We start from the raw sequence: 12,956 nt of genomic DNA, 5'->3' as shown, positions 1-12,956 counted from the left end.
ATCGGTCCTGTCACTGACCGGCCCCCTAGATGACCCTGAGATCCGGGTCAGGGTCGCTCGCGCCCGCGAGGCAGAATGACTGGGTGCCGAACCCCGGATACCGCCGCCACCTCTACCGCGACGACGCGGTGGTGCTGCGTGTGCAGAAGCTGGGCGAGAGCGACCGCATCATCACCCTGCTCACCCGGCGTCACGGCCGGTTGCGGGCGGTGGCCCGGGGCGTACGCCGGACCACCTCGCGCTTCGGCGCCCGGCTGGAGCCGTTCGGGCACATCGACCTGCAGTTCGCCGGTTCGCCCGAAGGCGTCGGCAGCAGCCTGCACTCGGTGAGCCAGGTCGAGGCGGTGGCGCTCTACGGCAAGGACTTCCTGGGCGACTATCCGCGCTACACGGCGGCCAGCGCCATCGCCGAGACCGCCGAGCGGCTCACGCCGGTCGAGCGGGAGCCGTCGCTGCGCCTGTTCCAGTTGACTCTGGGCGCGCTCAAGGCGCTGGCCAAGGCCGAGCACGCGGGCAGTCTGGTGCTCGACGCCTACCTGCTACGCGGCATGGCGGTGGCGGGCTGGGCGCCGGCGATCACCGAGTGCGCGGTCTGCGGCACCCCCGGGCAGCACGCCGCCTTCTCGGTGCCGGCCGGGGGCGCGGTCTGCCCCGACTGCCGGCCGCCCGGCGCGGCCCACCCCAGTCCGGCCACGATCGGCCTCATGAACGCGCTGACCGTGGGGGACTGGGGGGTGGCCGACGCGTCCGAGGTCCCGGTGCGCCGCGAGTGCAGCGGACTGGTCGCCGCCCACCTGCAATGGCACATGGAGCGGGCGTTGCGCTCGCTGCCGCTGGTCGATCGACGGGAGAACCCATGACGCCGCGTCCACCCACCCCGCACATCAGCGGGGTGAAGCCGCCCGAGCTGCCCAAGGCGGCGCTGCCCAAGCACGTGGCGCTCGTGATGGACGGCAACGGCCGCTGGGCCAAGGAGCGTGGCCTGTCCCGCACCAAGGGCCACGAGCAGGGCGAACACTCGCTGTTCGACACCATCGAGGGCGCCATCGAGCTCGGCATCCCCTACCTTTCGGCGTACGCCTTCTCGACCGAGAACTGGAAGCGGTCGCCCGAAGAGGTGCGGTTCCTCATGGGGTTCAACCGCGACGTCATCCGCCGCCGCCGCGACCAGCTGGTCGACCTGGGCGTACGGGTCGTGTGGTCGGGCCGCCGGGGCCGGCTGTGGAAGAGCGTGATCTCCGAGCTCGAGACGGCCGAGCAGATGTCGCAGAAGAACAAGAAGCTCACGCTGCAGTTCTGCGTCAACTACGGCGGCCAGGCCGAGATCGCCGACGCCACGGCCGCGATCGCACGCGAGGTCGCCGCGGGCAAACTCGACCCGTCGAAGGTCAATGAGAAGACGATCGCCAAGTACCTCTACCACCCCGAGGTGCCCGAGGTCGACCTGTTCCTGCGGCCTTCGGGCGAGCAGCGTACGTCGAACTTCCTGCTCTGGCAGACGGCGTACGCGGAGTTGGTCTTCCTCGACACGCTCTGGCCCGACTTCGACCGCCGCCATTTGTGGTACGCGTGCGAGCTCTACGCCAGCCGCGACCGCCGCTTCGGCGGGGCCGTGCCGAACCCGGTCAGCCCGACATGACCGGCGGCTGCGTGCGCGCGGGAGTTGCCCGATGAGCCGGCTGTGGCTGGCCCGGCACGCCGAGGCGGCGCCCGGCGGCCTTTCGCTGTCGGCGCGGGGGCGGCGTCAGGCCGAACTGCTCGGCGCGCGGCTGGCCGGCGCGGGCATCACCCGCATCAGCCACAGCCCGCTACCGCGAGCTGTCGAAACCGCCTCGATCGTGTCCGCGGCCCTGCCCGGCGTGCCGCTCGTGGCGGCCGACGAGCTGACCGACTCCGACCCCACCGACGACCCCGCGGCCGCGGAAGCCATGGTCGCGCGCTTCGCCGACCCACCGGCCGACGAGCTGTGCATCACTCACATGTTCCAGGTCGGCTGGTTCGTACGCGCCGTGCTGGACGCGCCGGCTGCCCGCTGGTCCGCCCTCAACTCGGCCAACACCGGCGTGACCGTGCTGCGCTGGAGCGACACCCCCGGCGTCCCGGTCTCACCCCTGGTCTTCAACGACCTGACCCACCTGCCGCCCGAGTTGCGCTGGACCGGTTTCCCGCCCGAGCTGCACGTGCCCTGACCGGCGGATCCTCACAGACCTAGCGGTGTGGCTGAGGGGTCCTGATTGCGGTGAACGCCGACCGGCGGATCTTGCCGCAATCCCGTCCGCCGACCGAATTCCGGAACGTCTTCAGCGTGGGGTTGAAAGCCGAAGCGCCGACGTCCGAGTTGGACGTTGCTGTGCCGATGCCGACGACAACGGCGGTCAGACCGGTAACCGACCTGACTCACTCGTGCGAGTGGGTGGTTGCCGGCGTTGTCGCGGGCTGGGCTATTTCGCCAGGACTGCTCCCAGGGGCCAGGCGTCGGCCAGCAGGATGTCGACCACTGCGTCCACGTCGGAGAGGTCGGGCAGCACGGCGTGGGCGCCGGCCAGGGCCAGGTCGGCCATTTTGGTGGCGCCGGTGGCTACGGCCACGGCGAAGGCGCCGTTGGCCAGGGCTGCCGTCACGTCGTGCTCGGTGTCGCCGATGACTACCGGCTGGAAGGGCTCGCCGTATTTGGCCCCGGCTCGTTCCAGGCTGCGGCGGACCAGGGTGGCGCGCACGCTGTCGTCGGTGCCGTAGCCGCCGACCTCGGCGTCGAACGCGGCGGTCAGGCCGAAGGCGGCCACCTTGGCTGCCGCAACCTCTCCGACGTTGCCGGTGACCAGGGTCTGCACCACGTCGGGGTCTTCGCCGAGACGGTCGAGCACCTCCCGTACGCCCGGCATCAACTCGCCCTGTTCGGCGAACAGATGCTGGGTGCGGTGGACCTCGGCCACGTACCGGGGAAAGAACTTCTCGGGTGTGCAGTCGGTGACGCCGTGGGTGGCGAAGACCTCGGCGCAGATGTCCATGTCGGTGCGGCCGCCGAAGACGGGCGACTCGCGCCAGGCCACGCCGGTCAGCTCGGTGAAGGCGGTGCGCCAGGCGACGGACGCGACCCCGCCGCCGCGCAGCAGGGTGTAGTCGATGTCCCACATGATCAGGCGTCTCATTCGCTCAGCGCCCGTTCTATGTGTTCGACCTTGGCGTCGAGGGCCCCGGTGACGCCGGGGCGGACGTCGGCCTTGATCGAGACGCTGACCCGGGGCGCGTGCGCGGCCACCGCGTCGACGGCCTGCTTGACGACGGCCATCACCTCGTCCCATTCGCCCTCGATGGTGGTGAACATGGCGTCGGTGCGGTTGGGCAGCCCGGAGGCGCGCACCACGCGCACCGCCTCGGCCACGAGATCACCGACGGAGTCACCGACGCCCAGCGGCGTCACAGAGAAAGCAACCAGCACGATCACATAGTCGCAGCTCCGACCCGCTTTCCGGCAAGACCCGGCGGGCAATCTCGTCGATGCCGGGAACATGGCCTGAGAGCGCTCTCAGAGCGTATCTGCGCAGCTCAGGTGGGGTTCACGCGACGGTCATTGTGAAGAGAATCAGATCGCGCTCCCGCGAAATTCAGGGCTGTACCTATGTTGCAACCTCGTGGTCGAATGACTAGCCTTGTCGCATATCAACTAGGCGCATGAAGCGCCTCGGATACTGTGAAGGGGAGTGGAGCGGATGGAGACCCTGGTGGAAAAGATCCAAGTGGAGGTGGACGCCGCAGCGCTGGCCGAAGCCGCGAAGGAACTGGGAACCGGCACCAACGAGGAGACGGTCAGCACGGCGATCCGCGAGGCTGTCGCGCGGGCCCGCCGGTTGAAGGCGCTCGACGAGTTGTCGGCGAACGCTCAGGCGGGCGAATTCGACGAGCTGCTCGACAAGAGCAACTACCGCCGATGAACGACATCAAGTATCTGGCTGACACCAGCGCGGTAGTTCGCATGCTTCGCAGTGAAGAGCTGCTCGCTCAGTGGGTAGATGCGATCGGTGACGGTGCTGTCGCGGTCTGTCCTATTACTGAACTCGAACACTATTTCGGGGTGCGTTCCAAGGCCGACCACGAACAGCAGGCGGCCAGACTGCGCGAGACGTTCAGCTGGGTGGTGATGCCGCAGCATGTTTTCGAATACGCGGCTGAGGTGCAGGCGGCGTTGATCGAGAAAGGCACGCACCGGTCGGCAGGGCCGATCGATTTGCTGACGGCGGCGACAGCTCAGAGACATCGTCTGGGGCTGCTGCACTACGACGCTGACTTCGAGCAGGTCGCCGCCGTCACCGGTCAGCCGACGCGGTGGGTGGCGAAACCGGGCTCAATCGATTAGCGCTTGGCTTCGGCCAGGGCTTGGCGGATCTGGTCGGCACTCGCCGGGGTGCCGGCCTCCACGCCGTACGTGCCGTAGGGGGGACCGTAAACCGGCGTCCCCGGCTCCTGACGCCAGCTGTCGGCCAGCGTCCCGGCATCCACCGCGTCGTAGCCGATCTTGTCGAGGAACTCCGTGGCGGTCTGCTTGGCCGTCGGGTCGTCGCCCGCGATGGGCAGGGCCGAGCGGTCCGCCGCGCCCGACGGGCGGGGCAGGTTGGCCAGGTGGCCGGAGTAGATGTTGTTGAACACCTTCACTACCTGCGCCGAGCCGAGCGCCTCCTGCTCGAGCGCCGCGCTGGTCTTCTCGCCCTTGTCGAGCTCCTCGAAGTTGCCGTCGCGCTGCGGGTAGTAGTTGTTCGTGTCGAGCACGACCTTGCCCGCCAGTTCGGCCACCGGCAGCTGCGGGAAGGCCTTGAACGGTACGCTCACCACCACGATGTCACCGGCCGCCGCAGCCTCGGCCGCTGTGGCCGCCCGCGCCGAGGAACCGAGCGAATCGGTGAATTCCTTGAGGGTCTCGGGACCGCGGGAGTTGCTCACCACCACGTCGTAACCGGCTGCGACCGCAAGCCGCGCCACCGTGCCGCCGATGTTCCCGCTACCGATGAATCCGATCGTCGTCATGACCGCGACAACCTCGGCCGTGCGCGCATCATTCCGTGATTAACAAGCTAGCAAAGGTGTGTATATACCGGTATCGAGCGGACGACCGAGTGCCACCGGGGCGGACCGGGCCTAGCGTTGCCGCAGTGATTACTGCAGAGGCCGCGGGCACGTGGAAACTGGGCGATCAGGTCGTCAACCGGATGGGCTTCGGCTCGATGCGGCTCACCCCCAACGCCGACCGCGACGCGGCCATCCGGGTGCTACGGCGGGCCGTTGAACTGGGCGTCAACCACATCGACACGGCCGCCTTCTACGTCACGCCGGGCGGCATCCTCGACCACGGCACCGGCCCGAAGAGGTATGCCACCGAGCTGATTCGAGAGGCTCTTTTCCCGTACGACAAAAGCCTGTTCCTCGCCACAAAGGTGGGCCCCGGTCTGCGCCCCGACGGCGAGTGGGAGACGGCCGTCACACTTTCCCAGCTGCGGGCTCAGGTCGAGGAGAACCTGCGCCGCCTCCAGGTCGACCGCCTCGATCTGGTCAACCTGCGCCTGACCAGCCGCACCGCGCCCGTCGGCCCGCGCTTCGAGGCCTTGGCCAGCCTGCGCGACGAGGGCTTGATCCGCCATCTGGGCATCTCCAACGCCACCCTGGCCCAGATCGACGAGGCCGCTGCCGTCGCCCCGCTCGTCAGCGTCCAGAACAGCTTCGCTGTCGACCTGCAGCGGGACGCTTCACTCGTGGCCGAGATGACCGAGCGAGGCATCGCCTTCGTGCCGTTCTTCGCCATCGCGGGCCCCGGCCGCGAGGACGGCCCGACAACGGCCACCCCTGATGCCGTACGGGAAATCGCCCTCACCCACCACGTCAGTGAGCATCAGGTGCGGCTGGCCTGGACCCTGCACCAGGGTGACAACGTGCTCGCCATCCCCGGCACCGGCGACGAACAGCACCTGCTCGACAACATCGCCGCCGGCGCCCGGAGATTCAGCGAGGAGGAACTGGCCCGCCTGGCCTAGGAGCGGAGCAGGGCGGCCACTTCACGGGCCAGGTCGGTCGAGGCTTCGATCTCGGCCTTGCGGATGGAGACGCTTTCGACGTTGAAGCCGTACGGCATGCCGAGGCGTTCGCAGTAGTCCTTCAGGTCGGCGGCGATGGCCAGGGCCTCGCGGCGGGACGTGGCCAGCGGGTCCGGGGACTCGCGCAGCTCGGTGGCCAGCCAGGACGGGACCTGCACGCCCAGCCAGCCCAGGAACTCGAGCGTCTTGGCCGAGCCGCACAGCGACAGGGTGAAGATGAGCGGCCGCGGGGTGATGCCGGCCTCGCGGCAGGCGTAGAAGTAGTCGGAGACCAGATTCTTCGTCTCGTTGAGGTCGTAGACGACCTGGGAGATGAAGTATGTGCAGCCGCGCTCCTGCTTGGTCAGCATGCGCAGGTGCTCGTCGCCGTGGCGGGCGTGCCGTTCGCCGATCACCACCGCGCCCAGCGGCAGCAGCGGGCGTACGTCGGCGTGCAGTTGCTGGGCCCGGCGCAGCGACGTCTGCACGGGCTTGCCGCCGGAGGAAGCGCCCACGAACACGCCCAGCGTGCGGGCGGTGTCGGCGGTGTCCAGCCAGCCGCGCAGGTCGTCCTCGGAGTACTTGCCGACGCAGCGGTAGATCACCGTGGGCCGGTCCCAGTCGCCGAGGTGGTCGGCGTGGTACGAGGCCGGGTCGAGGGTCGGCAGGTACGGGAACGGGCGTTCCTCGGCGACGCGGTCGGACTCGTCGTCGATGTCGTAGAGGATCAGCCCGTCGAGGTCCAGGCCGGACAACCGGCGCACGGTGACCTCGGCGATCTCTTTGACCCGCTCGGGAGCGGTGTTGCGGCGCGGCGGGGTGATGCTGAACAGCATCACCCCGCTCTGCGCCCCGGCCAGTTTGGACTGCAGTGAGTTACCAGACACGGGCCCAGCGTAGAGAAGTGACTACGCGTGGTCGGCGCAGCAGGGGGTCGGGTCCCGCGTTTCGAACGGCACGAGCACTCCGCCCACGGCCGGCATGGTCACCAGAACGAGGTCACTCCCGCGGAACTGGGGACGGACGAAGTCGCGCGTGTCGAGCTCCGTCGCCGGGTCGGCCGGGCCGGCGCCCAGCACCTCGACCCGGTCGATCGCGCTGCGGTCGAGCACCTCGCCGACCGTCAGCGTGCCCGTCAGTTCCGACGAACCCGCGAAGACGACGGCGCGCCCGAGGTCGCCCGTGGTGGCTGCCTCCGCTCCGGCCGGCATCTCACCGGTGAAGCCGACGAGGCTGATCGCCACGTGCGGGAACGGCGCCCGCACCAGGTGGGTGCAGGCCAGCAACGGCGCCGGGTCGAGCAAGAGGATCCAGTGATCGGCCGCCCCGACGTCCCGATGCCCGAGCGAGACCCCGACCGCACTCACCGAGGCAGCACCCAGATCGGGTTGGTGTAGAACCACAGGTCACCCCACGGGTCGGCGTCGCCGATGACGTCGAGCTTCGGGCCGTACGGGTCCACGCCGGGCCCCATCAGGCCGGGCTGGGTCCGGTTGCCGTCGGTGCCGCGCACCCGCACGTAGAACGGCTTGTCGAGACGCCCGAACGAGTAGGTGATCGACGCCCGGCCCGACTTCTTGGAGATCTCGAACGACTTGACCACCTTGGTGTTCGGGGCGGTGTAGGCGTCCTCGTCGGCGACCGGGCCGGTGACCGTGCCGACGATGAGGTCGACCCGCTTGAGCACCGGCACGAACTGCGCCCAGTTGGGCACGTCCTGCAGGTCGATGTCGAGGGTGATCTCGGTCGACGTGCCCCGCTTGACGTGCAGCACCCCGCCGAGGCCGGTGCCGCTGGAACCGCGGCGGTCGCCGGCCACGCGGACGCGTGCGTCCACGCCCTTGACCAGGCGGCCGTGGTCGACCCAGACCCGGCCCGCGCGCAGGCCGTCCATGACCTGCTTGTAGCCCCACGAGGTGGCGCCGACCGTGGTCCGGCCGTAGAAGCCGGGCCAGAAGTCGCCTGCCGTGGTCAGCGTCTTGCCGGTGTACACCGGGTCGTTGTACTTGCCGTTGACCTCGAAGTTGCTGTCCGGCCCCCGGTCCGACTGGTCCAGGTAGTTGACGTGCGAGTCCGAGTTGACGGTGATCCACCACGCCTTGCCCTCGGCCAGCAGGCTGTCCCAGAGGCCGCCGACGGTGGCGGTCATCCAGTCGAAGCCGCCCCAGGTGCGGTAGCTCTCCAGCGGGTAGCCGGGGAACGAGGCGGCCGACGGGTTGTTGTCGTAGTAGCCGCGGGCGCCGCCCCGGCCGTTGGGGGCGGGGATGCCGGCGGCCTGGTGGCCGGGCGCGCCCTCGAAGCCGACGGCTACGGTCGGGTCGGCGTCGCGCCAGTTGCGGATCTCGTGCGGCGAGTCGATGCCGCGCCGGGCCGGGTGGTTGGCGAAGAACAGGGCACCGTCCACCTTGCGCGCCTTGACCTGCGAGGCGAGGAACTTGATGCCGGCGATCGCGGCCGCCTCGTTCTGCTCGTTGGTGTTGGTCGCGGGCAGCGCCGAGCCGTCGTAGTTCTGCTCGAACTTCTTGAGGACCTCGACCTCGTTCTTGCTCGGGGTCACGAACACGGTCGCGTGCTCGGCGCCCGGGATGTTCCACTCCAGACCCTGGAAGGTCAGCAGGTCGCGCAGTTCCTCGCGGGTCTTCCGGATGTCCGGGTTGACCAGGTCGACGCCGATCTTGGCGTGGGTGGCGCTGCCGTGGTCGGTGATCACGACCCAGTCCAGGCCGAACGCGCGGCCGTGGCGGGCCTGGTCGATCACCCGGTACTGGGCGTCCGAGCTGTACTGCGTGTGGATGTGGTGGTCGCCCGAGAGCCAGGTCAGCCCCGCGCCGGACGAACCCGGGCCGGAGCCGTGGGCCGCCGCCGGGGACGGGTTGGCCAGCACGGAAGCGGCCGCGCCGGCGCCGAGCAGCCCGGCGCCTCGCAGGAAGCCGCGGCGGGACACGTCGGACGGCGAGAGCTCGCTGTCCGGGATGGACAGGTCGAGGGCCGGCGAGACGTCGCTGCCCTGGTGTACCTCGTCGTGGTGGTGATGGTGGTCGTGGCCGTGACCCATATCGGTGATCTCCCACAGATCGATGCATGCGGACTCCAGCACACATTCGCGGCGATAGATCAACAGGCGATGTATCAAGCATGACTTTCGTCAGTACGGGCGACTGCCGTTCGGGTCGGGTGGCGACGGCACCTGCGGTTCTACCGTCCGGCCCATGCTGATAACCCTGGAGAAACTCACCAAGCGGTTCGGCGCCACCACGGCCGTCGACGGGCTCGATCTCGAGGTGCGGCCGGGCCGGGTCACCGGGTTCCTCGGTCCCAACGGCGCCGGCAAGTCGACCACACTGCGCATGATCCTCGACCTCGACCGCCCGACGTCGGGGCGCGCGCTGCTGGGCGGGCGCCCCTACTCCTCGTACGCCTTGCCTCTGCGCAAGGTCGGGGCAGTGCTCGAGGCCAAGGCCGCGCACCCCGGGCGTACGGGAAGAAATCACCTGCTCGCCATGGCGCGTAGCAACGCCATCGCGCCCGCCCGGGTCGACGAAGTGCTGGAACTGGTCGGACTGTCGAAAAATGCCAGGAAGCGGACCGGCACGTACTCGCTCGGCATGGGGCAGCGGCTGGGGATCGCGGGTGCGCTGCTCGGCGACCCGCCGGTGCTGATCCTCGACGAGCCGGTCAACGGCCTCGATCCGGACGGGGTGCGCTGGATCCGGGGGCTGATGCGCGACCTGGCCGCCGAGGGGCGCACGGTGCTCGTCTCGAGTCACCTGCTCAGCGAGATGCAGATGACCGCCGACCACCTGATCGTCATCGGTCACGGGCGGCTGCTGGCCGACGCGCCGCTCGACGAGATCCTGTCCGGGCACGCCTCGCTCGAGGACGCCTACTACACGCTGACCGAGGGGACCGCGCTGCGATGACCATGCTCCGAGCCACGATCGGCGCCGAATGGATCAAGCTCTGGACGACCCGTACGGTGTGGTGGGCCTTGACGGCCGCTCTCGTGCTGATGGCCGCCGGGGCCGGGCAGTACGCGCTCTACGCCGAGAACGGCGACATCGACCAGACGGGGGCGGGCGAGATCGCCGTGCTCGGCCTGAGCTTCGCCCAGCTGGCCTTTCTGGCGCTGGCCACCATCGTGATGACCAGCGAGTACTCGACCGGCACGATGCGGGCCACGCTGACCTGGACCCCGGTGCGGTCCCGGCTGCTGCTGGCCAAGAGCGCCGTGATCGCCGGGGTCACGCTGGTCGCGGGCACGGTGGCCGGTTTTGTCGGCGTGGCGGTGGCCGCCCCGATCCTCGGCAACAGCTCGATGGGCGCCGTGGCGCCGAAGATGGGGCTCTACCTGGCGTTGCTCGGGGTCTTCGCGGTCGGGCTGGGGGCGGCGCTGCGCGGGCCGGTGGTCAGTCTGGTCGTGCTGCTGATGCTGGTCGTGGTCGTGCCGCCACTGTTGCAGGTGCCGGATCTGGCCGTGCTCAACACCATCGCCGACGCCCTGCCCGGGGTGGCCGGCCAGCGGTTCCTGCTGGAGAACTCGTACGGTGGGCTGGTGATCGTTGCCGCTTGGGCCACAGCCGCTTTCCTGATCGGGGCGCGCGTGCTGAGAAGGCGCGATGCCTAGACCAGGCCGGCCTCGTAGGCGACGATCGCCGCCTGCACCCGGTTGCGAGCGCCGAGCCGGCTGAGCAGGCTGCTCACGTACGCCTTGACTGTGCCCTCGACCAGGAACAGCCGCCGCCCGATCTCCGCATTGGACAGTCCCTCACCGATCAGGGCCAGCACCTCACGCTCGCGGTCGGTGAGGACGTCCACCTTGGACCGGGCGGTGGCCCCGGCTCCGAGCTTCACCCCGGCCAGCTCGGTGATGACCCGGTGGGCCACCCGGGGCGACAGGTAGGCCGCGCCCGCCGCCACCGCCCGGATGGCCGCGGTCAGCTCGCGCGGATCGCTCGACTTGAGCAGGAAGCCGGCCGCTCCGGCCGCGATGGCCCGCACGATGTATTCGTCCTCGCCGAACGTGGTCAGCATGAGCACCCCGGTATCGGGCGCGACCCGGCGGATCTCGGCCGCGGCCGCCAGCCCGTCGCGGCGCGGCATCCGGATGTCCAGCAGCACCACCGCGGGCCGGTGCCGGCGCACCAGGTCGACCGCCTCGATCCCGTCCGCGGCCTCGGCGATCACCTCGATGCCGGCGTCGTTGTCGAGGATGGCCCGGATACCGGCCCGGATCATCGCCTCGTCGTCGGCGATCAGCACCTTCACTTCAGTCGTTCCTTACTGGTCAGGCGGCCGTCGGTGAAGCACAGCCGATAGGCCGCTTCGGCCATCGGGAAGTTGCCGTCGGTGTAGAGCTCGCAGCCGCGCGGTTTGTCGCCCGGCGTCTGCCGGTCGGGCAGGCGGTCGGCCAGGTCGGCGCGGGGCGTGCCGGTGGTCAGGGCGTCGAAGGTGGCCTCGTCGAGCACCGAACCGGCGACGGCGAACGGGTAGTAGCCGATCGCGGTGACGACGACCAGCACGAGCGGGGTGAGGATCGCAGCGGCCAGGCTGCGGCGGGTGCGGCGGCGGGCGTCGTGCAGTTCGGCGTCCACCGTCGGTTGCTGCGGGGCGGCCCGGTCCAGGACGGCGGCGGTGCGGAAAGCCCCGTCGGGCGTGGGCCCGGCGGTCAGGGTTCCGCCGGCCCGGCGTACGCGCTCCTTCAACCCGATCAGGCCGAGCCCCGTGGTCCCGTGGACCGGCGGCCGGTCGGCGGCGTCGGTCACCACCTCGACGGCGTCGGCGGTGAGGGTGATCCGCACCGTGGCGCCGGGCGCGTGCACGCCGGCGTTGGTCAGCGCCTCCCGCACGACGGGGTAGGCCACGGCCGAGGGCTCGCCGTCGCGTTGCAGCAGAATGGTCATCCCGGCCGCGCGGGCCCGGTCCACCAGTTGCTCGACCGTCCCGGTGTCCGTCTCGTCGTCGTCGCGCAGCACCCCGATGATGTCGCGCAGCCGATCGGTGGCGTTGGCGGCCGACTCCCGGATCCGCCCGGCGGCCGCGCTCTGCTTCCCGGGCAGCCCCGGCGTGGTCTCGAGGGCGCCCGCGTTGAGCGCGATCAGGCTCAGCTCGTGCCCGAGCGAGTCGTGCATCTCCTGCGCGATCCGGGCCCGCTCGCGCAGCCGGGCCTCGCGGACGACCAGGCGGCGTTCGTACTCGAGGCGGGCCGCCCGTTCCCACCCGGCCGAGACGAGCCGCGCGTGCTGGGCCCGGTAGCGCCCGGCCAGCCACGGGAACACGCCGAGCAGCAACAGGGCCATGGCCAGGAAGAACCACTGGCCCAGGGCGGTGTCGAACACGGTGAAGTTGAGCGCGGTGCCCCCGGCCGCGATCACCGCGAACGTGGCCGCGACGGCCCGGATCCGTTCGGTCCGCAGCCCGACCAGGTAGCTCATCACCGGCAGGGCGAACACGAAGTTCCCGTCGGCCAGCGTGCCCAGCAGCACCACCAGCAGTCCCACCAGGGGCCGCCGTCGCAGGGTCAGCACCAGCCCGGCCGTCACCGCCAGCGCGGCCACGATCCGGAGCGCGTCGCCGTTCATCACCTGATGGATCAGCACCGGGCCCAGGAGCGACGACCCGATCAGCCCGTCGGCCACCCACTCCCGCCGTCCCCGCATCCGGCCAGGCTATCGACGCGCCCGGCCCGTCACTACTGCCGAAAGTCAAGAGTGGCCGCCTGTGGACGGCGGAGTTGGCGCTCAACGGCGCAGAGGTAGGGTCGCCCCGCTTCCCTCCCTCATGGGCGGGGGAGGCGGCGGTCGAGCAGAACAGCCAAGACCTCAGCTTCGCGTTTAACGTCGGTTGGGTGATCAGTCGCCCTGTTGAGGGACTGGCAGCAAGCGGCCACCTGCTCACTCT

15 protein-coding genes and 1 pseudogene are annotated in these 12,956 nt (G+C 70.1%); 8 read left to right on the top strand and 8 right to left on the bottom strand.

Annotation, left to right across the window (positions count from 1 at the left end; genetic code table 11):
- The first annotated feature begins 83 nt into the window (after nt 1–83).
- The 3 genes from recO to M1L60_RS45590 are packed head-to-tail and all read left to right on the top strand — an operon-like array spanning nt 84 to nt 2,189.
- The gene (gene recO, locus M1L60_RS45600; RefSeq protein ID WP_253243875.1) at nt 84–860 is read left to right on the top strand and encodes a DNA repair protein RecO; all 777 of its coding nucleotides are present in this window, start codon (nt 84–86) and stop codon (nt 858–860) included.
- Nucleotides 857–1,639, top strand: a complete 783-nt coding sequence (locus M1L60_RS45595) for an isoprenyl transferase (RefSeq protein ID WP_253243874.1) — start codon at nt 857–859, stop codon at nt 1,637–1,639. Before recO ends, M1L60_RS45595 begins: the two co-directional genes overlap by 4 nt.
- 31 nt (nt 1,640–1,670) lie before the next feature.
- Nucleotides 1,671–2,189 (top strand): phosphoglycerate mutase family protein, encoded by a 519-nt coding sequence (locus M1L60_RS45590; protein ID WP_253243873.1) that lies wholly within the window; start codon nt 1,671–1,673, stop codon nt 2,187–2,189.
- A 252-nt stretch (nt 2,190–2,441) separates the two neighbouring features.
- Here the strand turns inward: M1L60_RS45590 and M1L60_RS45585 are convergent, their stop codons facing one another.
- Together M1L60_RS45585 and M1L60_RS45580 are read right to left on the bottom strand one after the other, a co-directional pair.
- A complete protein-coding gene (locus tag M1L60_RS45585; RefSeq protein WP_253243872.1) occupies nt 2,442–3,149 on the bottom strand; it encodes an HAD hydrolase-like protein in 708 nt (235 codons plus the stop codon).
- Nucleotides 3,146–3,445 carry an MTH1187 family thiamine-binding protein gene (locus M1L60_RS45580; protein WP_253243871.1) on the bottom strand — a complete coding sequence of 100 codons (300 nt, stop codon included), beginning with the start codon at nt 3,443–3,445 and terminating at the stop codon, nt 3,146–3,148. The genes M1L60_RS45585 and M1L60_RS45580 overlap by 4 nt, the downstream gene beginning before the upstream one ends.
- Before the next feature lie 265 nt (nt 3,446–3,710).
- Here M1L60_RS45580 and M1L60_RS45575 point away from each other — a divergent pair, with 265 nt between their 5' ends.
- Both M1L60_RS45575 and M1L60_RS45570 read left to right on the top strand, forming a co-directional pair.
- Nucleotides 3,711–3,932, top strand: a complete 222-nt coding sequence (locus M1L60_RS45575) for a DUF2191 domain-containing protein (RefSeq protein ID WP_253243870.1) — start codon at nt 3,711–3,713, stop codon at nt 3,930–3,932.
- The gene (locus tag M1L60_RS45570; RefSeq protein ID WP_253243869.1) at nt 3,929–4,354 is read left to right on the top strand and encodes a PIN domain nuclease; all 426 of its coding nucleotides are present in this window, start codon (nt 3,929–3,931) and stop codon (nt 4,352–4,354) included. Before M1L60_RS45575 ends, M1L60_RS45570 begins: the two co-directional genes overlap by 4 nt.
- Here the strand turns inward: M1L60_RS45570 and M1L60_RS45565 are convergent.
- On the bottom strand, nt 4,351–5,019 hold the full coding sequence (locus tag M1L60_RS45565) for an NADPH-dependent F420 reductase (protein WP_253243868.1): 669 nt from the start codon (nt 5,017–5,019) through the stop codon (nt 4,351–4,353). The two genes, M1L60_RS45570 and M1L60_RS45565, sit on opposite strands and share 4 nt — an antisense overlap.
- 125 nt (nt 5,020–5,144) lie before the next feature.
- On the opposite strand from M1L60_RS45565, the gene M1L60_RS45560 reads away from it, so the two are divergent.
- Nucleotides 5,145–6,020, top strand: a complete 876-nt coding sequence (locus M1L60_RS45560) for an aldo/keto reductase (protein ID WP_253243867.1) — start codon at nt 5,145–5,147, stop codon at nt 6,018–6,020.
- Here M1L60_RS45560 and M1L60_RS45555 read toward each other — a convergent pair.
- Genes M1L60_RS45555 through M1L60_RS45545 form a run of 3 tightly spaced genes read right to left on the bottom strand, consistent with a single transcriptional unit; the run spans nt 6,017 to nt 9,156 of the window.
- On the bottom strand, nt 6,017–6,946 hold the full coding sequence (locus M1L60_RS45555) for a methylenetetrahydrofolate reductase (RefSeq protein WP_253243866.1): 930 nt from the start codon (nt 6,944–6,946) through the stop codon (nt 6,017–6,019). The two genes, M1L60_RS45560 and M1L60_RS45555, sit on opposite strands and share 4 nt — an antisense overlap.
- 21 nt (nt 6,947–6,967) lie before the next feature.
- Nucleotides 6,968–7,426 (bottom strand): hypothetical protein, encoded by a 459-nt coding sequence (locus tag M1L60_RS45550; protein WP_253243865.1) that lies wholly within the window; start codon nt 7,424–7,426, stop codon nt 6,968–6,970.
- A complete protein-coding gene (locus M1L60_RS45545; protein WP_253243864.1) occupies nt 7,423–9,156 on the bottom strand; it encodes a twin-arginine translocation signal domain-containing protein in 1,734 nt (577 codons plus the stop codon). The genes M1L60_RS45550 and M1L60_RS45545 overlap by 4 nt, the downstream gene beginning before the upstream one ends.
- 115 nt (nt 9,157–9,271) lie before the next feature.
- Here M1L60_RS45545 and M1L60_RS45540 point away from each other — a divergent pair.
- Together M1L60_RS45540 and M1L60_RS45535 are read left to right on the top strand one after the other, a co-directional pair.
- Nucleotides 9,272–9,919, top strand: a pseudogene (locus M1L60_RS45540) (ABC transporter ATP-binding protein); the annotation flags it as partial.
- A gap of 56 nt (nt 9,920–9,975) precedes the next feature.
- On the top strand, nt 9,976–10,683 hold the full coding sequence (locus M1L60_RS45535) for an ABC transporter permease (protein WP_253243862.1): 708 nt from the start codon (nt 9,976–9,978) through the stop codon (nt 10,681–10,683).
- Here the strand turns inward: M1L60_RS45535 and M1L60_RS45530 are convergent.
- Both M1L60_RS45530 and M1L60_RS45525 read right to left on the bottom strand, forming a co-directional pair.
- Entirely contained in the window at nt 10,680–11,324 is a 645-nt protein-coding gene (locus tag M1L60_RS45530; RefSeq protein ID WP_308208643.1) for a response regulator transcription factor, read from the bottom strand. The genes M1L60_RS45535 and M1L60_RS45530 overlap by 4 nt on opposite strands.
- Nucleotides 11,321–12,715 carry a sensor histidine kinase gene (locus tag M1L60_RS45525; protein WP_253243861.1) on the bottom strand — a complete coding sequence of 465 codons (1,395 nt, stop codon included), beginning with the start codon at nt 12,713–12,715 and terminating at the stop codon, nt 11,321–11,323. Before M1L60_RS45525 ends, M1L60_RS45530 begins: the two co-directional genes overlap by 4 nt.
- Nucleotides 12,716–12,956 lie beyond the last annotated feature (241 nt).

The sequence above is a fragment of the Paractinoplanes aksuensis genome, from assembly GCF_024137025.1.
Classification (GTDB): domain Bacteria; phylum Actinomycetota; class Actinomycetes; order Mycobacteriales; family Micromonosporaceae; genus Actinoplanes; species Actinoplanes aksuensis.
The sequence above is the reverse complement of the archived record's forward strand: the minus strand, read 5'-3'. Positions and strand labels throughout refer to the sequence as shown.